Annotated in this window: 20 protein-coding genes; 12 read left to right on the forward strand and 8 right to left on the reverse strand. The window is 69.0% G+C overall.

Translation table 11 applies throughout. The annotated features are described in order from the left end of the window. Positions 1–5: 5 nt before the first annotated feature. Positions 6–998, forward strand: coding sequence for an LLM class F420-dependent oxidoreductase (locus ACO073_RS01025; protein WP_421994367.1), 993 nt, complete (start codon positions 6–8; stop codon positions 996–998). Between the two features lie 88 nt (positions 999–1,086). On the opposite strand, the gene ACO073_RS01030 is transcribed toward ACO073_RS01025, so the two are convergent. The 5 genes from ACO073_RS01030 to ACO073_RS01050 all read right to left on the reverse strand — a co-directional run bounded on the left by ACO073_RS01030 (position 1,087) and on the right by ACO073_RS01050 (position 6,142). After that, a complete protein-coding gene (locus tag ACO073_RS01030) occupies positions 1,087–1,938 on the reverse strand; it encodes an LLM class F420-dependent oxidoreductase (RefSeq protein WP_421994369.1) in 852 nt (283 codons plus the stop codon). Between the two features lie 96 nt (positions 1,939–2,034). Further along, positions 2,035–2,979, reverse strand: a complete 945-nt coding sequence (locus ACO073_RS01035) for an LLM class flavin-dependent oxidoreductase (RefSeq protein WP_421994371.1) — start codon at positions 2,977–2,979, stop codon at positions 2,035–2,037. Beyond that, positions 2,976–3,827: an LLM class F420-dependent oxidoreductase gene (locus ACO073_RS01040; protein WP_421994373.1), complete on the reverse strand. Its 852-nt coding sequence runs from the start codon at positions 3,825–3,827 to the stop codon at positions 2,976–2,978. Before ACO073_RS01040 ends, ACO073_RS01035 begins: the two co-directional genes overlap by 4 nt. 288 nt (positions 3,828–4,115) lie before the next feature. Further along, on the reverse strand, positions 4,116–5,255 hold the full coding sequence (locus ACO073_RS01045; RefSeq protein WP_421994375.1) for an ABC transporter substrate-binding protein: 1,140 nt from the start codon (positions 5,253–5,255) through the stop codon (positions 4,116–4,118). Next, positions 5,252–6,142 carry an IclR family transcriptional regulator gene (locus ACO073_RS01050; protein WP_421997366.1) on the reverse strand — a complete coding sequence of 297 codons (891 nt, stop codon included), beginning with the start codon at positions 6,140–6,142 and terminating at the stop codon, positions 5,252–5,254. The genes ACO073_RS01045 and ACO073_RS01050 overlap by 4 nt, the downstream gene beginning before the upstream one ends. Positions 6,143–6,250: 108 nt before the next feature. Here ACO073_RS01050 and ACO073_RS01055 point away from each other — a divergent pair, with 108 nt between their 5' ends. The 9 genes from ACO073_RS01055 (at position 6,251) to ACO073_RS01095 (ending at position 16,600) form a co-directional block, all read left to right on the forward strand. Then, the gene (locus tag ACO073_RS01055) at positions 6,251–7,138 is read left to right on the forward strand and encodes a branched-chain amino acid ABC transporter permease (RefSeq protein WP_421994377.1); all 888 of its coding nucleotides are present in this window, start codon (positions 6,251–6,253) and stop codon (positions 7,136–7,138) included. Beyond that, on the forward strand, positions 7,135–8,088 hold the full coding sequence (locus ACO073_RS01060; RefSeq protein ID WP_421994380.1) for a branched-chain amino acid ABC transporter permease: 954 nt from the start codon (positions 7,135–7,137) through the stop codon (positions 8,086–8,088). Before ACO073_RS01055 ends, ACO073_RS01060 begins: the two co-directional genes overlap by 4 nt. Further along, positions 8,085–8,882, forward strand: a complete 798-nt coding sequence (locus ACO073_RS01065) for an ABC transporter ATP-binding protein (protein WP_421994382.1) — start codon at positions 8,085–8,087, stop codon at positions 8,880–8,882. Before ACO073_RS01060 ends, ACO073_RS01065 begins: the two co-directional genes overlap by 4 nt. Further along, positions 8,879–9,613, forward strand: coding sequence for an ABC transporter ATP-binding protein (locus ACO073_RS01070; protein ID WP_421994384.1), 735 nt, complete (start codon positions 8,879–8,881; stop codon positions 9,611–9,613). Before ACO073_RS01065 ends, ACO073_RS01070 begins: the two co-directional genes overlap by 4 nt. A 5-nt stretch (positions 9,614–9,618) precedes the next feature. Then, positions 9,619–11,709, forward strand: a complete 2,091-nt coding sequence (locus ACO073_RS01075; RefSeq protein WP_421994386.1) for a hydantoinase/oxoprolinase family protein — start codon at positions 9,619–9,621, stop codon at positions 11,707–11,709. Further along, the gene (locus ACO073_RS01080) at positions 11,706–13,442 is read left to right on the forward strand and encodes a hydantoinase B/oxoprolinase family protein (RefSeq protein ID WP_421994388.1); all 1,737 of its coding nucleotides are present in this window, start codon (positions 11,706–11,708) and stop codon (positions 13,440–13,442) included. The genes ACO073_RS01075 and ACO073_RS01080 overlap by 4 nt, the downstream gene beginning before the upstream one ends. 164 nt (positions 13,443–13,606) lie before the next feature. After that, a complete protein-coding gene (locus tag ACO073_RS01085) occupies positions 13,607–14,614 on the forward strand; it encodes an LLM class flavin-dependent oxidoreductase (RefSeq protein WP_421994390.1) in 1,008 nt (335 codons plus the stop codon). Between the two features lie 135 nt (positions 14,615–14,749). Then, a complete protein-coding gene (locus ACO073_RS01090) occupies positions 14,750–15,598 on the forward strand; it encodes a phytanoyl-CoA dioxygenase family protein (RefSeq protein ID WP_421994392.1) in 849 nt (282 codons plus the stop codon). Positions 15,599–15,622: 24 nt separating this feature from the next. After that, positions 15,623–16,600 (forward strand): Bug family tripartite tricarboxylate transporter substrate binding protein, encoded by a 978-nt coding sequence (locus tag ACO073_RS01095; RefSeq protein WP_421994394.1) that lies wholly within the window; start codon positions 15,623–15,625, stop codon positions 16,598–16,600. Positions 16,601–16,737: 137 nt separating this feature from the next. On the opposite strand, the gene ACO073_RS01100 is transcribed toward ACO073_RS01095, so the two are convergent. Genes ACO073_RS01100 through ACO073_RS01110 form a run of 3 tightly spaced genes read right to left on the reverse strand, consistent with a single transcriptional unit; the run spans position 16,738 to position 19,946 of the window. Further along, a complete protein-coding gene (locus ACO073_RS01100; protein ID WP_421994396.1) occupies positions 16,738–17,730 on the reverse strand; it encodes an LLM class flavin-dependent oxidoreductase in 993 nt (330 codons plus the stop codon). A 15-nt stretch (positions 17,731–17,745) separates the two neighbouring features. Beyond that, the gene (locus ACO073_RS01105) at positions 17,746–18,699 is read right to left on the reverse strand and encodes an LLM class flavin-dependent oxidoreductase (RefSeq protein WP_421994398.1); all 954 of its coding nucleotides are present in this window, start codon (positions 18,697–18,699) and stop codon (positions 17,746–17,748) included. Continuing rightward, complete coding sequence (locus tag ACO073_RS01110; RefSeq protein ID WP_421994400.1) at positions 18,696–19,946, reverse strand: pyridoxal-phosphate dependent enzyme; 1,251 nt, start codon at positions 19,944–19,946, stop codon at positions 18,696–18,698. Before ACO073_RS01110 ends, ACO073_RS01105 begins: the two co-directional genes overlap by 4 nt. Positions 19,947–20,023: 77 nt before the next feature. Between ACO073_RS01110 and ACO073_RS01115 the strand changes: the two genes are divergently transcribed. After that, positions 20,024–20,884, forward strand: a complete 861-nt coding sequence (locus ACO073_RS01115; protein WP_421994402.1) for a TIGR03620 family F420-dependent LLM class oxidoreductase — start codon at positions 20,024–20,026, stop codon at positions 20,882–20,884. A gap of 31 nt (positions 20,885–20,915) precedes the next feature. Next, positions 20,916–21,980 (forward strand): LLM class flavin-dependent oxidoreductase, encoded by a 1,065-nt coding sequence (locus tag ACO073_RS01120; protein ID WP_421994404.1) that lies wholly within the window; start codon positions 20,916–20,918, stop codon positions 21,978–21,980. Positions 21,981–22,118: the final 138 nt, after the last annotated feature.

Genomic DNA, 22,118 nt, shown 5'->3' on the forward strand with positions numbered 1-22,118 from the left:
GTAGAATGGGCGCGACACCAATGCTCGATCCGGGGGGATACGCCATGCAGTACGGCTTCAACGCACCCACCCAGGGCCCGATGTCCGCGACCGACCAGCTCGTGCGGCTGGTCGTCGAGGCCGAGGCCATGGGTTTCGACTACGCCACCTTCAGCGACCATGTCGTCATCCCGACGGACATCGAGGCAAAATACCCCTACAGCAACACCGGTGAATTCCCGTCGGGCTCGCGCGTCGAGCGCCACGAGCAGCTCATCGAGATGGCGTTCGTCGCCGCCAAGACGAAGACGCTGCGGCTCGTGTCGTCCGTCATGGTGGTCCCGCATCGCCCTGCGGTCCTGACCGCCAAGATGCTCTCGACCATCGACGTGCTGTCGGGCGGCCGGCTGGTGCTGGGCATCGGCGCCGGCTGGATGAAGGAGGAGTTCGAGGCGATCCAGGCGCCCGATTTCGCGGCGCGCGGCAAGGTCACCGACGAGTACCTCAAGGCCTTCATCGAGCTCTGGACCAATCCCAAGCCGAGCTTCGCAGGCCAGTACGTGCGCTTCGACAAGATCCTGATGGACCCCAAGCCGGTGCAGAAGCCGCATCCGCCGATCTGGGTCGGCGGCGAGAGCGGCCCGGCCCTGCGGCGCACCGCGCAGCTCGGCGACGCCTGGTACCCGATCGGCACCAATCCGGCGAACCCGCTCGACAGCCTGAAGCGCTTCAAGACCCAGGTGGCGCGGCTGCGCAAGATGACGGCGGATGCCGGCCGCAAGCCCGATTCCGTCGGCGTCACGCTGCGCGTCACCGTGTTCGGCAAGGACGCGCCGGCCAAGGCCGACGACGGCGAGCGTCGCCTGTTCTCGGGCCCGCCGGCCGACCTCGCCAACGACATCCGCGCCCTGCGCGATCTCGGCGTCGGCTGCCTCGACTTCGGCTTCCCCGGCCCCACCGTCGACGCGATGCTGGGACAGATGCAGACCTTCAAGAAGGACGTGCTGGCTCTGGTTTAGCGGATGGTGTCATCCCGAGCGCGGCGAGGGACCTTTAGCGCAACAGGAAAGGTCCCTCGCTACGTTCGGGATGACAGGCTTGCTGTTCCTAGGCCACCTTGGTCGCGAGCTTCGCCCAGCGGTCGAGCTGCGGCAGGATCACGTCGCCCTTCGCCGAATCGAGGCTGACGATGACGCGCACCACGCCGGCGTCGCGGTCACGCTTCAGCTCGCTCTCGTCCTCCTTCGATTCCCAGATCGAGACCGGGAGCGAGGCGAGGTCGCGATTGGCCTCGCGGGCCATGTCCTGGAACTTGGGGATCAGGTCGCGCACCTCGGGATAGGCCTTGCGCCGGCGCAGCGGCATCCAGCCGTCGCCGTAGCGGATGGCACGGCGGGCGCCGAACGGGAAGGCGCCGCCCACCAGCACCGGCGGATGCGGCTTCTGCACCGGCTTGGGCCAGGCCATCATCGCGTCGAAGCTCACCATGTCGCCGTGATACTCGGCCTTGGACTTTGTCCAGATCACCTTCATGGCCTCGATGCGCTCGCGCACCAGCTTGTGGCGCGATTCGAACACCGTGCCGTGATTCTCCATCTCGTCCTGGTTCCAGCCGTTGCCGACGCCGAACAGGAAGCGGCCGCCCGAGACCTGGTCGATCGAGGCGACGGCCTTGGCGGTCTGGATCGGATCGCGCTGGTTCACCAGGCAGACGCCGGTCCCGACCTTCAGCTTCTTCGTCGCCGCCGCGGCGGCGGTCAGCGTCACGAACGGGTCCATGGCATCGTAGTACTTCTTGGGCAGCTCGCCGCCGCCCGGCCATTCCGACTTGCGCGTCAGCGGGATGTGCGAGTGCTCGGGCGCCCACACCGATTCGAAGCCGCGCTCCTCCAGTGCCGTGGCGAGCGCCGCCGGCGTCATGGAATAGTCGGTGAAGAACATCGCCGCGCCGATATGCATGGTTTCCTCCTGTTGTCTGTCACCCCGAGCGAAGCGAGGGGCCTTTGAGGCCGCAGAAAGGTCCCTCGCTACGCTCGGGATGACATCGGGACCGTCCTAGGCCGCTTTCATCTTCTTCGGCCACCGCGCCTCGACCTGCGGCAGCACCTTGTCGATCAGCCTCTTCGTCTGGGCGATGATCGCCTCGCCGTCCGGGCCGACGGGACGCAGGATGAACTTCTCGACGCCGGCGGCGACATACTCGGCGACCCGGTCGAGGATCACCGTCTCGTCGCCGATCGCGAAATAGCCCGACGGGTCGCGGCCGGTGCGCTTCCGGTAGGCTTCCATGGCGCCCGAGAGCACGCTGTCGGTCGGGCTGCCGAAGTAGAACGGGAAGGCCGCGCCGTAATGGTCCTCGTCGATCGTGCGGCCGGCCTCGGCCACCGCCGCCTTGATGGCGGCGACGACCTTGCCGACGGCGTCGGGCAGCTCGGCGCCGGACTGCCAGCCTGTGCCGTAGCGGGCGGTGCGCCGAATCGCGGCATCCGACGAGCCGCCGATCCACATCGGCAGGTCGGGCTGCACCGGCTTCGGCGAGATCGCCGCGCCCTTCAGCCGGTAGTGGCGGCCCTCGAAGTCGACGCTGTCCTCGCGCCACAGCCGGGCGATGATCTCGAGCGCCTCGTCGGTGCGCCGGCCGCGCGTCTTCGTGTCGATGTCGAGCGCCTGCCATTCCGGGCCGAGCGGGCTGCCGATGCCGAAGGCCGGCAGCAGGCGGCCCTCCGACAGCACGTCGATGGTGGCGCACTGCTTGGCCAGCAGCACCGGATCGCGCAGTGCCAGCGACACGACGTTCATGCCGAAGCGCAGGCGGCGCGTGCGGCCGGCCAGCGCCGCCATCGTCGCCATGCATTCGAGGATCGGCTGGCGGCTCACCAGCCGGTCGGTCTGCCACAGCGAATCGACGCCGCCGGCCTCGCAGAGGTCGACCCATCGCCAGTAGTCGGCCCCGCCGGCGAAGGGGAATTCCATCAGGCCGAGGCCGATGGCGACGGTCACGCCGCTTCCTTGAGCTTCGCGAGCGGCGCCACCTTGTCGAGATAGGCCAGGATCTCGTCGCGGCTCTTGTCGGGCACCGCCAGCAACGCGCCGTCGACGCCCGCGCTTGCGTAGGCCTCTAGCGCCTTGGCGTCGTTCGGCGCACCGAACACGATGGTGGTGAGCGTCCTGGGATCGCGGCCCTTCTGCTCGGCCATGCGGTGCAGCCGCGCGAGCTGCTCGGGCGCGTCGAAGCCCGCGCGCGTGCGCGGGAACCAGCCGTCGCAATAGTCGACGACGCGGCGCAGCGTGTGGTCGCTCTCGCCGCCCAGGATGATCGGCGGATGCGGTGCCTGGCGGGGCTTGGGCCACGACCAGACCGCGTCGAAGTTCACGAACTCGCCGTGGAACGAAGCCTCCTCCTCGGTCCACAGGGCCTTCATCGCCAGCACGTGCTCACGCATCTGCTTGAAGCGCGTGTTGTAGCGGGCGCCGTGGTTCTCCATCTCCTCGACGTTCCATCCGCCGCCGATGCCGAACACGAAGCGGCCGCCCGAGAGCTGGTCGAGCGAGGCGATGGCCTTGGCCGTCACGATCGGCTCGTGCTGCGGCACCAGCAGGATGCCGGTGCCGACCTTCAGCCGCTTGGTGGCGGCCGCCGCGAAGGACAGCGCCACGAACGGATCGTGGGTATGCGAATAGCGCTTGGGCAGCTCGCCGCCGCCCGGGAAGGGCGACTTGCGGCTGACCGGGATATGCGTGTGCTCCGGCACGTAGAGCGAATCGAAGCCGCGATCCTCCAGCGCCTTCGCGAGCTCGGCCATGTCGATGCCGTAGTCCGTCGGAAAATAGAAGACTCCGACTTCCATGGTCCCCTCCCTCTTGTGCGTTTTGCGCCCGCGCGTCGCGCGCGAACAGGAGACGCCGCCCGGGCGTCCGGCGGCACAGCTTCCTCGAAAGCGGGCCCGCTCGTCCAGCGCCGTTCGCCCGTCCTGCGGCGGGACGGAAAGGCCCCAATGATGGCCCGGTTTCGTTCGGAAGGATCGGCGGGAGGCCGCGCGTCGGCGGGCACCAGGGCCGATGGGAAGGCGACGCCGATCGCCGCCTTCCGGGAAAGAGCCGCCCCTCGGCCCGGCCGAGGGGCGACGCGTCGGCGGCTACTTGACCTCGACGATGTCGGCGACGCCGACCTTCTTGTTCTTCACCGTCTGCAGGACGACGAAGCGGCCGGCCGAGTTGTGATCGTCGAAGGTCACTTCCTTGCCCATCACGTTGGTGAACTTGAGGGCCTTGATGGCGTCCTTGACCTTCTCGCCGTCGGTCGTGCCGGCGTTCTTGATAGCCTGGGCGAGGACGCGGATCGCGTCGTAGCCGCCCCAGGTCTGCAGGTAGGGCTCGGAATTGTGCTTGGCCTTGATCTTCTCGACGAAGGCCTTGTTCGACGGCGCGTCGATGGTCGAGTTGTAGGTCCAGGCGCTGATCGAGTTCTCCATGCCGCCAGCCTCGATGATCGGCTGGTTGCGTCCGCCCAGCTCGATGCGGCCGGTATAGGGGATGCGCACTCCGAGCTGCATGGCCTGGCGCAGGAAGTTGATCGAATCGCCGCCGACCTGGAAGGTGGCGATGGCGTCCGGCCGGCGCTGCTGCAGGCGCGTCAGGATGCTGGTGAAGTCCGGCGCATTCTGCGGATGGAAGTCGGTCGACACGACGTTGACGCCGGCCTTGCCGGCCACCGCCTTGAAGGCATCGGCGCCGCCGCGGCCGAAGTCGGTGTCCTCGCCGACGATGGCGACGGTCTTGAAGGTCTTCTTGTCGCCGAGATAGATGCCGAGCGCGTCCATCATCGCCTGGTCCGACGGGCTGATGCGGAACGAGTATTCGTTGCGGCCCGGACCGGCCAGCGCCGTGATCTGCGGATTGGACGCGATCCCGGTGATGATCGGAATCTTGGCGTCGGCCAGGATCTTCATGCTGGCGAGATGGGCCGAGCTGCAATGCGCGCCCTCGACCGCCACGACCTTGGCCTCGACCAGCTTGTTGGCGACGTTGACCGCCTCCGACGGATTGCACTTGTTGTCGAGCACCATCAGCTCGACCTTGCGGCCGAGCAAGCCGCCCGAGGCGTTGATCTCCTCGACCGCGAGGTTGACGCCCCACATCTCCCATTCCGACGCCACCGCCGCGACGCCTGTCTTCGGCGTCGAGACGCCGATCACGATCGGGCCCTGCTGCGCCAGCGCAGACCCCGCACCCCAAAGGCTGGCGATCGCCGCCGCCGTCAATAGCTTCACCCTCATCGTTTCCCTCCGTTACGCTCCCCGTTTGCAGTCAATCGCATTGCAGACGGCGTGCCAAGCGCCCCGCCGCCCAATGTGCGCGATACGCGCAACGCCGCCGCCGTCACGAGGGGCTCGGCGCTCTGCAGCGTCAGGCCCGCGGCGAGATATTTCGGAAAGGCGACGCTCAGCGCCGCCACGACGGCGCCCGAGCGGTCGCAGATCGGCGCGCCGACCGACAGCACGCCGGGAATGTTCTCCTCGGCCACGGTGGCGAAGCCCTGGCGCCGGACCCGCGCGAGCGACGCGACGAGCTGGGCGGGATCGGTGATCGTCTGCGGCGTGATGGCCGCCAGCTTCCGGCCGCCGACCAGCTTGCGCGCGTCGGCGTCGTCGAGCGAGGCCAGCAGCACCTTGCCCGCCGCCGTGCTGTGCAGCGGCATCTCGCTGCCGACATTGACCTTGATGGCGACCGGTCCGTCGGCCTGCACCGCCAGCAGGTAGACGGCGCGGCCGCCGCGCAGCACCGAGACGAAGCCGTTCAGCCGGTAGTCGTGTGCCAGCCGCTCCAGCTCGCGGCGCGCCGTGACGGCATAGTCGACGCCGCGCTCGCCGCTCGCGCCCAGGATCATGGCCCGCGGCCCGAGACGGTAGCGGGCCGTCTCGCGGCTCTTCTCGATGTAGCCGCGCGCTGCCAGCGACGTCACCAGCCGCTGCACGATCGACGGGCTGAGGCCGAGCCGGCGCGCCAGTTCGCGCACGCCGATGTCGCCGCTCTCGGCTTCGATCATCTCGAGGATGTCGAGGCCGCGCTCGAGCGACTGCGAGCCGGACGGACGACGACCGTCGCGGGGACGCGCCGCGGCGGGCCGCCGCGGTCCGGCAGCTTGTTCCGGATATCGGTACATCGTCACGATAGTTGCACGTTCGCAGGAATCTCGTTTATCTGTCAACGCACATTGGCCGCCGGCTTCGCGAGTCGCCGCTGGTCCGGGAATTGCAAAGCCGCGAGCAAGATGAACGTCGACGCCGTCTACCTCCTTCAGCTCACCCTCAACGGCATCGCATTGGGCCTGATCTACGCCCTGATCGCGGTCGGCCTGTCGCTGATCTTCGGCGTCATGGAGATCATCAACTTCGCGCATGGCGAGCTCCTGATGCTCGGCGCCTTCGCCATGACCTTCGCGCTGCCGGTGATGGGCCTGCTCTACTGGCCTGCGCTGGCGGTGGCGATCGTGTCGATCATGCTGTTCGGCTTCGTGTTCTACGAGGTGCTGCTCGCCAGGCTCAGGCCCGACGAGTTCGAGCGCAGCATCCTGATCACGCTCGGCCTGTCGATCATCATCATCCACACGATGCAGTACTTCTTCACCGCGACGCCACGCATGGTCGACACCCAGTACGGGTTCGAGGGCGTCTCGATCGGCTCGATCCGCATCACCTGGACGCGCATCATCGGCGCCGGCGCGGCGGTCGCGGCCTTCGCCGGGCTCTACGGCGTGCTGCGCTACACCCAGTTCGGCCGCGCCATGCGGGCCATCGCGCAGAACCGCGAGGCGGCGCTCATGGTCGGCATCCGCCCGCGCGTCGTCGCCCGCAACGCCGTCGTCCTGGCCGCCGGCCTGTGCGGCCTCGCCGGCGCGGCGATCTCGCCCATTCAGCTCGTCACGCCCTACATGGGCCAGTTCCTGATCTTCAAGGCCTTCGCGCTGGTCATCATCGGCGGGCTGGGCAACATCCCGGGCGCCATCGCCGCGGCGATCGGGCTCGGCCTGATCGAGAGCTGGATCGGCGGCTTCTTCGAGATCGTCTGGCAGGAAGCGGCCGTGTTCGTGATCATGATCGCGGTGCTGTTCGTGCGGCCCGACGGACTGTTCAAGCGCGGAGGCATGCGGGTCGGATGAAGCCCGCCGCCGCCCTCGGCCTCGCCGTGCTCGCCGCCCTGGCGGCGGGCGCCCTGCCGCTCGTCACCGAATCGCACTACATCATCGGCATCGGCATTTCGGCCCTGATCTTCACCGTCGCTGCGGCGGCGCTGAACCTCGTCTACGGCTACACCGGGCTGCTGTCCTTCGCCCAGCTCGCCTTCTGGGGCATCGGCGGCTACGCGACGGCACTGACCGTCGTCACCTTCGGCGGCACCTTCTGGTGGGGCGTCGTCTGGGCGGCACTGCTGAATGCCGTCCTGGCGCTCGCCCTCGGCTATCCGACGCTGCGCACCAACCGCCACGCCTTCGTCATCGTCACGCTGACCTTCGCGCTTCTGGCTGCGCTGGTGGCGCGCGACTGGATCGACCTGACGCGCGGCCCGCTCGGCATCCCCAACCTGCCGCGGCCGTCGGCCTTCGGCTTCGAGTTCGATTCGACGCCGCGCTACTACTGGGTCGCCTGGGGCTTCTCGGTCGCGATGCTGGCGTTTCTCTACGCGCTCTGCAGCTCGCGCATCGGCCGCACCCTCGTCGCCATCAAGCAGAACGAGCCGCTGGTGCGCGCCCAGGGCATCTCGCCGATGCCCTACAAGCTCGCCTCCTTCGCCGTCGCCGCCGCCGTCACCGGCGCGGCGGGCGGCGTCTACACGTTCCACCTCGGGATCATCGACCCGCTGTTCCTCGACTTCTATTACATGCAGACCTTCCTGATCATCGTGATCATCGGCGGCGCCGGCAGCTTCTGGGGCGTGATCGTGGCGGGCGTCGCCCTCTCCGCCCTGCCCGAGGCGCTGCGCTTCTCCGAGGACCTGCGCATGATCATCTACGGCGTGATCCTGGTCGTCGCCATGTTCGTGATGCCCGCGGGCGTCGCCGGCTGGCTGCGCGAGCGCCGCCTCGCCCGCATGCGCGAGGAGCTGCGATGACCGCCATCCTCGAGGTCTCCGACCTGCGCAAGTCCTACGCCGGCGTGCACGCGCTGGACGGCGTCTCCTTCGCCGTCGAGGCCGGCTCGATCACCGGCCTGATCGGTCCCAACGGCTCGGGCAAGAGCACGGCCATCGACTGCATCTCGGGCTTCCAGAAGCGCGACGGCGGCCGCATCGTGCTGGCCGGCAACGACATCTCAGGCCGCCCGGCCCATCACATCGCCCGCGCCGGCCTGATGCGGACCTTCCAGACCGTGCGCATCTACGAGCAGCTCAGCCTGCGCGACAATCTCGCGATCGCCGGCCAGCAGTTCGATCCCGCCACCTGGATCGACGAGTTCCTGCGCACCCGCCGCTATCGCGACGCGGTCGCCGCGGCCGAGACGCGGGCCCGCGAGCTGGTCGACCTGATCGGGCTCAAGCGCTACTGGAACATCGAGACCGGCATCCTGTCCTACGGCCAGAAGAAGCTGGTGGCGCTCGCCGCCGCCCTGATGCCGCGCCCCAGGATCGTCGTGCTCGACGAGCCGGTGGCCGGCGTCAACCCGACGCGCATCCGCGAGATCGAGGCGGCGCTGGCCCAGCTCAACCGGGCCGGCGAGACCTTCCTGATCGTCGAGCACAATGTCGAGTTCATCACCAACCTCTGCCACCGCGTGATCGTCCTCGACCAGGGCCGCAAGCTCGCCGAGGGAACGGCCCAGGAGATCCACACCGACGCGCGCGTGCTCGAGGCCTATCTCGGCATGACGCCCGAGATGGCCGAGGCCGAGATGCGGGGCGCGGCATGACCGCGCCCGCGCTCGAGCTGGTCTCGGTCACCGCAGGCTACGGCGACAACCCGATCGTGCGGGACTTCTCCGCCCGCCTCCTGCCCGGCAGCATCACCACGCTGATCGGCGGCAACGGCGCCGGCAAGTCGACCCTGTTGCGCGCGATCTACGGCACCAACAGGCTCTTCTCCGGCCAGATCGTCTACAAGGGCGAGACGATCGAGCGCCTGCCGCCGTGGGAGAGGCTGAAGCGCGGCATCGGCTTCGTCCCCCAGGGGCGCTGCAACTTCCCCGCGATGTCGGTCGCCGAGAACCTCAAGATGGGCTGCTACACCTTGCCGGGGTCGGTGCACGAGGCCGCCATCGGCCGCGTGACCGGCCTGTTCCCGATGCTGCAGCAGAAGTGGCGCACCGAGGCCGGCAACCTCTCCGGCGGCGAGCAGCAGATCCTCGAGATGGCCATGGTGCTCCTGGTCGAGCCCGGCCTGCTGCTGCTCGACGAGCCCTCGCTCGGCCTGTCGCCCAAGATGCAGGGCGACGTCTTCACGACGGTCCAGCGCATCGCGGCGACCGGCGTCACCGTCCTGGTGGTCGAGCAGAACGTGCGCGGCGCGCTGCTCATCTCCGACCGCGCCCTGGTCATGGAGCAGGGCCGGCTCTTCATGGAGGGCCCGGCGGAGGAGGTGCGCACCGACCCGCGCGTCAAGCAGGCCTATCTCGGCGGCAACATTCATCAAACAGCGGCATAGGAACCATGGACACGGGCAAGGACAAGGCGCGGCTGGCGGTCGACATCGGTGGCACGTTCACCGACCTCGCGCTGGAGTGGAACGGCAGGCGCGAGAGCGTGAAGGTTCTGACGACGCCGCGTGCGCCCGAGCAGGGCGTGCTGACCGGCGTCGAGGAGATCCTGAAGCTCGCCGGCCTCCAGGCCTCCGACCTCAGCCTGATCATCCACGGCACCACGCTCGCCACCAACGCCATCATCGAGCGCAAGGGCGCGAAGACGGCACTGATCGTGACCGACGGCTTCCGCGATTCCATCGAGATCGCCTTCGAGCACCGCTTCGAGCAGTACGACATCTTCATGCAGAAGCCGCCGCCGCTGGTGCCGCGCGAGCTGCGCTTCGGCGTCCCCGAGCGCATGGACGGGCGCGGCAACGTGCTGATCCCGCTCGACGAGGCGGCGGTACGCGCGCTGGCGCCCCAGCTCGAGGCGCGCGGCGTCGAGGCGATCGCCATCGGCTACATGCACGCCTATCTCGACGGCAAGCACGAGCGCCGCACGCGCGACATCCTGGCCGACCTGCTGCCCGACGTGTCGATCACCCTGTCGAGCGAGGTGTCGCCGGAGATCCGCGAGTACGAACGCTGGTCGACCGCCGTCGCCAACGCCTACGTGCAGCCGGTGATGGACCGCTATCTCGGCCGCCTCGACACGGCGCTGCGCGCCAAGGGCGTCGCCTGCCCGCTGTTCCTCATCACCTCGGGCGGCGGCCTGGCGGCGCTCGAGACGGCGCGCAAGTTCCCGATCCGCCTGGTCGAGTCCGGCCCGGCCGGCGGCGCCATCCTCGCCGCCGCGCTGGCCCGCCAGTGCGGCCTCGACAAGGTGCTGAGCTTCGACATGGGCGGCACGACCGCCAAGATCTGCCTGATCGACGACGGCGAGCCGCAGCATTCCCGCCACTTCGAGGTGGCGCGGCAGTACCGCTTCCTGAAGGGCAGCGGCCTGCCGCTGCGCATCCCGGTCATCGAGATGGTCGAGATCGGCGCCGGCGGCGGTTCGATCGCCTCGGTCGATTCGCTTTCCCGCGTCAATGTCGGACCGGAAAGCGCCGGCGCCGAGCCCGGCCCGGCAAGCTACGGCCGCGGCGGCACCGAGCCCACCGTGACCGACGCCGACGTGGTCCTGGGCCGCATCGATCCCGGCTATTTCGCCGGCGGCTCGATCAAGCTCTCGCCCGACAAGGCCGGCGGCGCCGTCGACAAGGCGGTCGGCACGCCGCTCGGGCTGAAGCGCATCGACGCCGCCTTCGGCGTCAGCGAGATCGTCGAGGAGAACATGGCCAACGCCGCCCGCGTCCATGCCGTCGAGCGCGGCAAGGAGCTGCAGGACCGCACCATGATCGCCTTCGGCGGCGCCGCCCCCATCCACGCCGCCCGCCTGGCCGAGAAGCTCGGCATCCGCCGCGTCATGGTGCCGAGCGGCGCCGGCGTCGGCTCCGCCGTCGGCTTCCTGCTGGCGCCGGTCGCCTACGAGGTGGTGCGCAGCCGCTACGTCCAGCTCGACGAGAATTTCGACCCGGCCTACGTCAACCGGCTGTTCGCCGAGATGCGCGCCGAGGCCGAGGCAGTGGTCAAGGCCGGCGCGCCCGACGCCCGGCTGATCGAGACCCGCACCGCCGACATGCGCTATCGCGGCCAGGGCCACGAGATCACCGTGACCATGCCGGCCGGCGACTTCGACGCCGCCTCCCGGGCCAAGCTGGTGAAGCTGTACGAGGACGGCTACGCCTCGACCTTCGGCCGCACCATCCCGGGCCTCGATGTCGAGATCATGAACTGGACTCTGCGGCTGGCCGCCGAGCAGGCCGACCGGCCGAAGGCGCCGCCGCAGCCCGCCGACAAGCCGGCCAGCGCACGCGCCACGCGGCCGGTCTACGATCCGGCCGAGCAGGACATGAAGGACGTCAAGGTCTACCACCGTACCGACCTGTCGATCGGCAGCCTGGTGCCGGGACCGGCGATCATCGCCGAGGACGAGACGACGACGGTCGTGCCGAGGAGCTTCGCCGCCCGCATCAACCCGATCGGCGCCATCCTGATGGAGAAAGTGCAGCCATGAGCTTCAACGATCCGCTCTCGCCCATCCGCCTCCAGCTCATGTGGGACCGCCTGATCGCGGTCGTCGAGGAGCAGGCGCTGGCGCTGATCCGTACCGGCTTCTCGACCTCGACCCGCGAGGCCGGCGACCTGTCGGCCGGCGTCTTCGACCTCACCGGCGACATGCTCGCCCAGGCGGTGACCGGCACGCCCGGCCACATCAACTCGATGGCGCGCGCCGTGCGGCACTTCCTGGCGAAGTTCCCGCCGCACACGATGAAGGAAGGCGACATCTTCCTGACCAACGACCCGTGGAAGGGCACGGGCCACCTGCACGACTTCACGTTCGTCACGCCGACCTTCCGCCGCGGCAAGATGGTGGCGCTGTTCGCCTCGACCTGCCACGTCGTCGACATCGGCGGCCGGGGCATGACCACCGAAGCCCGGCAGGTCTACGAGGAAGGCCTCTACATCCCGCTGATGCGCTTCGCGCGCGAGGGCAAGGTCGACGAGACCCTGGTGGAGATCGTGAGCGCCAACGTGCGCGAGCCGATCCAGGTGGTGGGCGACCTCTACTCGCTGGCGACCTGCAACGAGATCGGCTGCCGCCGCCTGGTCGAGATGATGGACGAGTTCGCCATCGACGATCTCGACCGGCTGGGCAGCCACATCCTCGAGAAGTCGAAGCAGGCCTCGCTGGAAGCGATCCGCAAGATCAAGCCCGGCGAGTACAAGTTCTCCATGCGCGTCGACGGCGCCGACAAGCCGATCGACCTGGTCGCCACCATGACGATCGGCGATACCGGCATCGACGTCGACTTCACCGGCACGTCGGGCGTTTCGGCCTACGGCATCAACGTGCCGGTCTGCTACACCGAGGCCTATGCCTCGTTCGGCGTGAAGTGCATCGTGGCGCCCAAGGTGCCGAACAACGAGGGCTCGCTGTCGGTGATCCGCGTCACGGCGCCGGTCGATTCGATCCTCAATGCCCAGAAGCCGGCGCCGGTCGCCGCCCGCCACGTCACCGGCCAGATGCTGCCCGACGTGATGTTCGGCTGCCTGCACCAGGCGCTGGGCGGCAAGGTCCCGGCCGAGGGCACGTCGTGCCTGTGGAACCTGTTCGCGCTGGGCGGGCCGGGCTCGACCGGCGGCGATCCGTCCGAGACGGTGCATGCCAAGCCGTTCAGCGTCATGAGCTTCCATGCCGGCGGCACCGGCGCGCGGCCGGGCTCCGACGGCCTGTCGGCCACCGCCTTCCCGAGCGGCGTGAAGAACGTGCCGATCGAGGTCAACGAGGCGGTGTCGCCGATCGTCGTGTGGCGCAAGGAGTACCGCCAGGATTCGGGCGGCGCCGGAGAGTTCCGCGGCGGCCTCGGCCAGATCATGGAGGTCGGCACGCTCGACAAGGCGCCGTTCGCGCTCTCCGCCTACTACGACCGCATCGACCATCCGGCGCGCGGCCGCGAGGGCGGCCTCAACGGCGCCGCGGGGTCGCTGACCCTGCAGTCGGGCAAGGTGCTGCGCGGCAAGGGCCTGCAGGAGGTGACGCCGAAGGACCGCGTCATCATCGCCATGCCGGGCGGCGGCGGGCTGGGCAATCCGCGCAAGCGGCCGGCCGCGGTCGTCGCCGAGGACGTGCGCCAGGGCTTCATCTCGAGCGAGGCGGCGCGCCGCGACTACGGCGTCGCCGTCAACGACGACGGCACCGTGGACGACGCCGAGACGGCGAAGCTGCGCGCGGTCGCGGCCGAGTAGCAGAGTTTTGCTCCCTGCGCGACGCGCGGGGGAGGTGGCCCGCGGGGCCGGAGGGGTCATGAGCACGAGTGCTGATGCCCACGACCCCTCCGCCTGCTGCGCAGGCACCTCCCCATCGCGGTTCCCGCAATGGGGAGGAATCAGACAGAGAGGGAGATGAAGCGATGCGCGTGAGTGCCGGCCTGCCGACCGGGATGGAAGGCCTGACCTATCCCATCCCCTTCTCCGACCCCGAGAACGTCATCAGGATCGCCCAGGCGGCCGAGAAGTTCGGCTACGACTCGGTCTGGGGCAACGACCACATGACCACCCAGAACTACGTGCGCGCCGAGTTCCCGGTGCCGCCGCGTTTCTGGGAGCCGCTGATGACCTACGCCTTCGTCCTGTCGGAGACGAAGTCGATCAAGGTCGGCACCGGCGTGCTGGTCCTGCCGATGCGTCACGACATCGTGGTGACGGCCAAGCAGATCGCCACGCTGGACCATTTCGGCAAGGGCCGCGTGGAGATCGGCGTCGGCATCGGCGCCTATCGCGAGGAATTCAAGGCGCTGCAGCCCGATGCCAAGATGGACCGCGGCGACATCGTCGACGAGGGGCTGCAGGCGCTGAACCTGCTGTTCAAGGAGCGAGTCGCGAGCTTCGACGGCAAGTACTACAAGTTCCGCGACGTCGAGCTCTACCCCAAGCCGCTGCAGAAGCGCATCCCGATCTATGTCGGCGGCAACAATCCCAACAACATCACCCGCACGGTCAAGTGGGCCGACGGCTGGCTGCCGGCCGGCATGCATGTCGACCGCCTGCGCGACGGGGTAAAGACCCTGCGCGAGGAGGCCGAGAAGGCAGGTCGCGATCCCAAGTCGATCGAGGTCGCGCCGCAGTTCGTCGTGCATGTCGGCAAGACCCGCCAGGCGGCGGTCGAGAGCTTCCGCAAGAGCCAGATGAACAAGCACCTCGTGTCGCTGTCCAAGTCTACCCTGAAGAACCAGGGCGCCGTCGCTCACGAGGACATCAACCTGATCGGCACGCCGGCCGAGATCGTCGACAAGTGCAACGCCTTCCGCGAGGCCGGCGTCACCCACCTGCTCGGCCTCTACTTCGCGGCCAACTCGGTGCAGGAGTTGATCGACCAGATGCAGATCTTCGGCGAGGAAGTGACCCCCAAGGTCAAGTAGGCGGGCTCCGCGGGGTCGCGGCCCGGCCGCGCCCCCGCCGGACGCAACATTGCCCTGCGCAAAATCGGGCTGGTATCGCTACCATCCTTCTGCCAGCCTCCGTCCGCAACGGCCAACGCGCCGACGGAGGAAACGATGAAGGCGCTCAGCGAAGCGCAGGTCGACAGCTATCGCCATGACGGATTCCTGTATCCGTTCCCGGCGCTCGGCGAGTCGGAGCGCGCCGAGTGCCTGGCCGGGCTCGCCCGCTATGAGGCCTGGCTCGGCTGTCCGGTGCCGCAGGCCGACATTCGCTGGCGCACCCAGCCGCACGCGCTCCTGCCCTGGTATGCCGATCTCGTGCGCAATCCGCGCATCCTCGACGTCGTCGAGGACCTGATCGGGCCCGACATCCTCGTCTGGACCGCGACCTTCTTCATCAAGGAGGCCCGCTCGCCGACCTTCGCGGCCTGGCACCAGGACTCGACCTATTTCGGGCTGGAGCCCCACGAGCAGGTAACCGCCTGGGTGGCCCTGACCGACGCCGGCGCCGAGGCAGGCTGCATGGAGGTCCTGTCCGCTCACGGCACGCCGCGGCAGATGCATCACGCCGCGCTACGGCTCAAGGACAGCATCAACCGCACCGGCCAGACCATCACCGAGCCGCTCGACGAAAGCGAGGCGACCGCCATGCAGCTTCCGGCCGGCTCGTTCTCGCTGCACCATACGCTCTGCGTCCATCGCTCGGCGCCCAACCGCGCAAACCACCGCCGGGTCGGGCTCGGCATCAACTACATTCCGGCCCACGTCCGGCCGACCGGGCCGGTGCGCATGTCGGCGCTGCTGGTCCGCGGCACCGACCGCTACGGGCATTTCGACCTCTACGATCCGCCGGCGGTCGAGTTCGACACCGCGACCCACGGCAGGGTCTACGAACGCTATGCCGAGAACTATCGAGAGCAGGTCCGGCGCCACGACGCGCTCTTCGCGCCGCAGCCCGCCTGAATGAAGCAAAGGGAGCAGAAGACGATGACGAAAACGACCCGGCGCACGGCGCTGCTGATGACCCTGGCCGCGCCGTTCGTGGCGCGCGGCGCCGCGGCGGCCGACTATCCGGCCAAGGCGCTCAAGATTATCGTTCCCTATGCGCCGGGCGGCGGCGCCGACGCGGTGGCGCGCATCCTGGCGCAGAACGCCGGCGCCAGCATGAAGCAGTCGATCGTGGTCGAGAACAAGGGCGGCGCCGGCTCGATCATCGGCACCGACCTCGTCGCCAAGGCCGAGCCCGACGGCTACACGCTGCTGCTCGGCCAGTCGGGCCCGATCTCGATCAATCCGGCGGTCTATAAGAGCCTGCCCTACGACCCGGCGAAGGACCTCGCGCCGGTCACCATGACGAACTCCTACCCCTACGTGCTGGTCGTCAACGGCAAGCTGCCGGTCAACTCGCTGCAGGAGTTCATCGCGCTGGCCAAGAGCAAGCCCGGGGCGATGAACTACGGCACGACCGGGGTTGGCGCCGCCAACCATCTCATGAGCGAGCTCTTCAGTTCCAAGACCGGCGTGAAGATGACGCACATCCCCTATCGCGGGACCGCGCTCGCCGTCGCCGATGCCGTGGCAGGCAACGTCACCATGGTGTTCAGCGACCCGGTGAGCGCCCTGCCGCAGGTCAACTCCGGCAACCTGAAGGCCCTGGCGGTGACCAGCCCGGCGCGCGCCACGGCCTTCCCCACCGTGCCGACCATGAAGGAGGCCGGCTACCCGGAGGTCGAGGCGGTGGCGTGGCACGGGATCTTCGTGCCCGCCCGCACGCCGCAGCCGATCGTCGACCGGCTGAACGCCGAGTTCGTCAAGGCGCTGCAGATCGCCGAGGTGAAGGACGTGCTCAGCAAGCAGGCCATGACCCCGGTCGGCGACACGCCGCAGGAATTCGCCGCCTTCCTCAAGAAGGACCTCGCCACCTGGAAAGACGTCGCCGCTCTCGCCAAGGTCAGCGTGGAGTAGCGTCTTCGCTGAGAGCGCCCCCCAGCCCTGAGCGGAAGAGGCTCGTCTACTCCTCCCCGGCGACGCTGGGGAGGTGGCGCCGTCCTACGGCGACGGAGGGGTCATGAGCTTTCGCGGCGTCCGCGAAGGGGAGGACTCTAGAGCGCCACCTTGGCGAACCATTCCACCTGGTCCTCGAATTCGGCCATGCTGTCGGCCGGTATCATCAGCGCGCAGGCATGGTCGACGCCGATCTTCTTCAGCCCCTCGATCTTCTCGAGGATCAGGTCGGGCGAGCCCACGAGGTTGGCGACGACCTGCTTGCTGAGGTCGCGGCCGGTATAGGCCAGCGACTTGCGATGGGCGACCAGCCCCGATTCCATGTAGCGCTTCTCCGCCTCTTCCGCGGTCTTCGCGATGGTGAGCGAGAACTGCGGCGCGATCTCAATGCCGGCCGGGTCGCGGCCGATCGCGGCGGCGCGGTCCTTCACCGTTCGGATTCGCTCCTCGAGCTCGGGCCAGGGCCGCCAGCCGGGCAGCCAGCCGGTCGCGAGCTGGGCCGTGCGCTCGACCGTCGCCATGTTGTGGCCGCCCAGCCAGAGCGCGAAGGGATCGGCCTTGGGCTTGGGATACATCTCGACGTCGCGCACCGCGTAGTACTTGCCCTCGTGCGTCACCCGCCGCTCGGTGAACAGCCGGCGCATCAGTTCCAGCCCCTCGTCCATCATCTCGCCGCGCTGCGCCTGGGGCGCGAGCCGCGGCGCCCAGGCCGCGAACTCCTCGCGATAGGCGCCCAGGCCCAGCGCCAGCACCAACCGTCCATTCGAGAGCTGGTCGAGGGTGGCGGCCTGCTTGGCGAGCCAGAACGGGTCGCGCATCGGCAGCACGGCCAGCGCCGTGCCGACCCGGATGCGCGTCGTCGCCGCGGCGCAGAAGGACAGGACCGTCATCAGCTCGTAGAAGTTCGGTGCCTGGTCGGGGAACAGCTCGCGCACATAGTGCTGGCTGGTGATGTGGTCGTTGCCCCACACCGAATCGTAGCCGAGCTTCTCGCAGAGCTGCGCCATGCGCACGAAATCGCCGGGCTCGACGAAGGGGATGGGATACATCACCCCCTCGAAGCCGGTCGGGAGGCTGATGCTGAATTTCATGATGTCTCCGAAGATCTATCGCCGCACGGCGGCCAGCGCCGCCGCGATCGAGGGAGCATCATCCATGCCACCGATCACCACCTCGTCGAGGCCGATGGCGCGATACTCCTCGAGCTTGGCGCGCACCTGGTCGGGCGTGCCGCAGGCGGCGTGCCGGCGCACCACGTCGTCGCTCACCAGGCGGTCGACCGTGGGCCAGTCTTCGGCCGCGTAGGCGGTCGCGAGCGCGGCCTGGTCGAGGGCCGCCCCCGACAGCCGGATGTTCTCGGCGTGATGGGCGCCGCGCAGCACGAACCCGATCGGCCGGCGGATCGGATCGATGCCCTCGCGCTCGGTGGCACCGAGCTTGGTGTAGACGATGCCGGCCTTGCGGAAGCCCGGACGGGTCCCGCTCGCCTCGGCAATGCAGGCCGCGACGAACGGCGGCGAAGTCGCTGCCGAGATCAGCACGCCGTCGGTCTCGCGGCCGGCGAGCTGCAGCATCTTCGCCCGCGAGGCGGCCAGCACGATCGGCACCGAGCGGCCGCCATTGGCCAGCCGGCGGCCGGCGACCTGGAAGACCTTGCCCTCGAACGACATCATCTCGCCGGCCAGCAGGGCGCGGCAGACCGCGATCGTCTCGCCGATCGTGGCCAGGGGCTTCGTCGCCTCGAGGCCCGACGCCTTGAGATCGGCCGGCGCGCCGGCGCCGAGGCACAGGATGACGCGGCCCGGATACATCTCGTCGAGCGTCGCCGCCGCCATGGCGATGAACACCGGGTGGACCGAATAGGGGCTCATCGCCATCAGCGCGACCTTGATGCGCCGTGTGGCGCCCAGCGCCAGCGCCGCCATGGTGATGGGATCGCGCAGGAAGAGATGGCAGGCGATCCACAGGGTCGTGGCGCCGCCTGCCTCCGCCGCCTGGGCCTGCGCCGGGATGTCGGTCACCGGCGCCCGTCCGTCCATCGAGATGCCGATGTCGCTCATGGTGCGAACCCGTAGCTGTTCTTCAGGGCCGCAAGCAGCTCGGTCAGGCCGCCCTGCACCAGCGGCGGCTCGGGTAGCGCCTCCTCGATCGGCCCCGGGTCCTTGAGCCCGCTCGCGGTCAGGAGCGCCACGCAGCGCTCGTTTGGCGCGATCGTGCCCTCGGCGCGCAGCCGCTCGATGGCCGCGAAGGGCGCGGCCGACGAGGCTTCGGGCCAGATCCCTTCCTTGGCGGCCAGGGTGACGACCCAGCGGCGCAGGTCCTCGTCGGGCACGGTCACCGCGGCCCCGCGCGACCGGCGCAGCACCTCGAGTCCCTGCACGGTCGCCTGGGCGGCGCCGATCGAGGTGGCGATGGACGGCGCGTTGCGCGGCACCTCGGGCGGCATCTCCTCGCCGCTCGCCATCGCGGCCGTGAGCGAGCCCGACACCTCGGCGGCGACGAAGCGCGGCACGCGGTCGATCCAGCCCAGCGCCTTCAGGTCCTCGAAGCCCTTCCACATGCCGTACAGCGCGTCGCCGTAGCAGACCGGCAACACGCACCAGTCGGGCGGCGTCCAGTCGAAGGCCTCGGCAACCTCGTAGGCGATCGTCTTGTAGCCTTCCATGCCGTAGGGGTTGGATCCGATCACCGGCCCGAAGAACGGCGAGGTCGGATACCAGCCGAACTCGCGCACGCCGAGCGACTGCAGCCGCCAGCGATCGGCCTTGTCGGTGACCTTCACGACCATGGCGCCATAGGACCGCATCTGCAGCACCAGCGGCCCTGCCGAGCCGACGAAGGTGAAGACGACGCAGGGCAGGCCTGCTCGCGCGGCGAACGCCGCCGCAGCGGCACCGGCATTGCCCGACGAGCTCGAGGCGATCACCTTGGCGCCGAACTGGCGGGCCATGGTGAGCGCGCCCGATGCCAGCCGATCCTTGAACGACCAGGTGGGATTGCGCGATTCGTCCTTGATCCAGACGTCGCCCAGGCCGAGGTCCGGTACCGGCAGCAGCGGCGTGTCGCCCTCGCCCAGGCTGACGGCCTGCTCGGCGGTCGCCGGCAGGAAGGCCTCCCAGCGCCACATCGAGCGCGGCCGGCGCGGCACGTCGGACGGCCGCAGACCCGTGCCGGGCGGCGTGTCGTAGGCGACGGTGAGGTTGGCGGAGATGCCGGCGGAGCGGCAGGCGGGGCAGTCGTCGGCGTAGCGGTCGACCGGATAGCGGGCGCTGCAATGAACGCACACCAGCGCGCTGGATTTGGGCATTCCGCAGCTTACCGACTTTCGGGTGGTGCCTCCAATCCGGCAGTGCCAAGGTGCGGCAATTCGGCAGGAGAATCGCGATGGCACTGGGTCGACTGGGCGTTTGGTATTCGACGGACAAGCTGACCGGATCGCAGCTCGGGAACCTCGCAAAGACCGTCGAGGGCAACGGCTACTCGGCGCTCTGGTATCCCGAATCGCGCGGCTACGAATCGATGTCGCTGGCCGGCTATCTGCTGTCGCAGAGCAGCAAGCTCACGATCGGCAGCTCGATCGCCAACATCTATGCCCGCGATTCCTATACCGCCAAGCGGGCGTTGATCTCCCTGAACGACTGGTACGGCGGCCGCTTCATCCTGGGCCTCGGCGTCAGCCACATACCGATGGTCGAGGGCGTGCGCGGCCACCGCTACGACAAGCCGATCCCGGCCATGCGGGCCTATCTCGACGGCATCAACAAGGACGTGCCGGCCGGCGAGGCCCTGCCGGTGGTGGTCGCGGCCCTGGGCCCGAAGATGCTGGCGCTGAGCGGCGAGAAGTCCCAGGGCGCCGTGCCGTATAACGTGACACCGCGGCATACCAGGCAGGCTGCCGCCATCCTCGGCCCGGACAAGATTCTCGCCGTCGAGCAGAAGGTCACGATCGAGACCGACGCCAACCGCGCCCGTGCGCTCGGCCGCAAGGAGTTGGCCCGCTACATGGTGCTGCCCAACTATCGGAACAACTGGCTGCGCGAGGGCTTCACCGAGGCCGACCTCGCCAATGGCGGCAGCGACCGGTTCATCGACGCGATGTGCCTTTGGGGCGACGCCGCGACCGTGAAGAAGGGGCTGCGGGCCCACTTCGAGGCCGGTGCCACCCATGTCTGCCTGCAGCCGGTTCACGCCGACGGCGACTTCGCCGCGCGCGACCGCATGCTCGAGGCGCTGGCCGACACCTGACGTCCGGATAGAAGAAAAGCGGAGGAAACGAATGGACTTCGGCATCGCCCTGCCCACGGCAGCGGATTCGTGGAAGGTGACGAAGGAGGCCGAGGAGCTCGGCTTCACACACGCCTGGTTCTACGACACCCAGATGCTGAGCGCCGACTGCTTCGTCGCCATGGGCGCCGCCGCCGTCAACACGAAGCGCATCCGGCTCGGCACCGGCGTGCTGGTGCCATCGAACCGCATCGCGCCGGTCACGGCCAACGCGCTGGCGACGCTCAACCAGCTGGCACCGGGCCGCATCGACTTCGGCGTCGGCACCGGCTTCACCGCGCGGCGCGCCATGGGCTTCGGCGCCATCAAGGTCAAGGACATGGAGGCCTACATCCATCAGGTCTACGGGCTGCTGCGGCGCGAGACCGTCGAGTTCGAGATGGAAGGCCAGAAGAAGAAGATCCGCTTCCTCAATCCCGAACTGCCGCTGTTCAACACCAAGGATCCGATCGCTCTCCATCTGTCCGCCTTCGGCCCGCGCACCCAGGCGCTGACCGCGAAGCTCAGGGCCGGCTGGATCGACTTCGTCGGCAAGGTCGAGAACGGCATCAAGGAAGTCGAGGCGATGCGCGGCGCATGGACGGCGGCCGGCCACGCCGTCGGCGACCTGCAGGCGACCGCCTTCGCGCTGGGCTGCGTGCTGGCCGATGGCGAGCCGGCCGATTCGCCGCGAGCCATGGCGCAGGCCGGCCCACGCGCCGCCGTCATGCTGCATCGCGCCGCCGACGAGGCGCTGGCCGGCCTGAAGCCCGGCGTCGCCATGCTGTCGACGCCGGAGATCGAGGCCTATATCGCGCTGGCCCGCGGCTTCGAGCCCAGGGACGCGCCCTATCTCGAGAACCATCGCGGCCACCTGATGTTCGTGAAGCCCGAGGAGAAGAAGTTCGTGACCGGCGAGCTGATCGCCGCCACCTCGTTCACCGCCGGCGAGGCCGAGATCAAGCGCCGCATCGGCGCCCTGCGCGACGGCGGCTACACGCAGTTCACCATCCAGCTCGTCCCCGGCCAGGAAGCCGCCCTCGCCGACTGGGCGAAGATCCGCCAGGCGTTTGCCTAGACTAAATTCCTCCCCAACAGCGTTGGGGAGGTGTCACCGTCTTCGGTGACGGAGGGGTCATGAGCATCAGCGGTGATACCCTTGACCCCTCCGCCCCTTCGGGGCACCTCCCCACGCTTCGCGTGGGGAGGAAATACC

Origin of the sequence: Reyranella sp. (assembly GCF_965229815.1) — a bacterium.
GTDB lineage: Bacteria > Pseudomonadota > Alphaproteobacteria > Reyranellales > Reyranellaceae > Reyranella.

Bases quoted from the DNA above. Each gene is read 5' to 3' on its own strand.
- ACO073_RS01055 (WP_421994377.1), top strand. From the start codon at position 6,251: ATGAACGTCGACGCCGTCTACCTCCTTCAGCTCACCCTCAACGGCATC.
- ACO073_RS01050 (WP_421997366.1), bottom strand. From the start codon at position 6,142: ATGTACCGATATCCGGAACAAGCTGCCGGACCGCGGCGGCCCGCCGCG.
- ACO073_RS01030 (WP_421994369.1), bottom strand. From the start codon at position 1,938: ATGCATATCGGCGCGGCGATGTTCTTCACCGACTATTCCATGACGCCG.
- ACO073_RS01070 (WP_421994384.1), top strand. From the start codon at position 8,879: ATGACCGCGCCCGCGCTCGAGCTGGTCTCGGTCACCGCAGGCTACGGC.
- ACO073_RS01080 (WP_421994388.1), top strand. From the start codon at position 11,706: ATGAGCTTCAACGATCCGCTCTCGCCCATCCGCCTCCAGCTCATGTGG.
- ACO073_RS01105 (WP_421994398.1), bottom strand. From the start codon at position 18,699: ATGAGCGACATCGGCATCTCGATGGACGGACGGGCGCCGGTGACCGAC.
- ACO073_RS01115 (WP_421994402.1), top strand. From the start codon at position 20,024: ATGGCACTGGGTCGACTGGGCGTTTGGTATTCGACGGACAAGCTGACC.
- ACO073_RS01040 (WP_421994373.1), bottom strand. From the start codon at position 3,827: ATGGAAGTCGGAGTCTTCTATTTTCCGACGGACTACGGCATCGACATG.
- ACO073_RS01095 (WP_421994394.1), top strand. From the start codon at position 15,623: ATGACGAAAACGACCCGGCGCACGGCGCTGCTGATGACCCTGGCCGCG.
- ACO073_RS01090 (WP_421994392.1), top strand. From the start codon at position 14,750: ATGAAGGCGCTCAGCGAAGCGCAGGTCGACAGCTATCGCCATGACGGA.
- ACO073_RS01045 (WP_421994375.1), bottom strand. From the start codon at position 5,255: ATGAGGGTGAAGCTATTGACGGCGGCGGCGATCGCCAGCCTTTGGGGT.
- ACO073_RS01065 (WP_421994382.1), top strand. From the start codon at position 8,085: ATGACCGCCATCCTCGAGGTCTCCGACCTGCGCAAGTCCTACGCCGGC.
- ACO073_RS01025 (WP_421994367.1), top strand. From the start codon at position 6: ATGGGCGCGACACCAATGCTCGATCCGGGGGGATACGCCATGCAGTAC.
- ACO073_RS01100 (WP_421994396.1), bottom strand. From the start codon at position 17,730: ATGAAATTCAGCATCAGCCTCCCGACCGGCTTCGAGGGGGTGATGTAT.
- ACO073_RS01085 (WP_421994390.1), top strand. From the start codon at position 13,607: ATGCGCGTGAGTGCCGGCCTGCCGACCGGGATGGAAGGCCTGACCTAT.
- ACO073_RS01110 (WP_421994400.1), bottom strand. From the start codon at position 19,946: ATGCCCAAATCCAGCGCGCTGGTGTGCGTTCATTGCAGCGCCCGCTAT.
- ACO073_RS01060 (WP_421994380.1), top strand. From the start codon at position 7,135: ATGAAGCCCGCCGCCGCCCTCGGCCTCGCCGTGCTCGCCGCCCTGGCG.
- ACO073_RS01075 (WP_421994386.1), top strand. From the start codon at position 9,619: ATGGACACGGGCAAGGACAAGGCGCGGCTGGCGGTCGACATCGGTGGC.
- ACO073_RS01120 (WP_421994404.1), top strand. From the start codon at position 20,916: ATGGACTTCGGCATCGCCCTGCCCACGGCAGCGGATTCGTGGAAGGTG.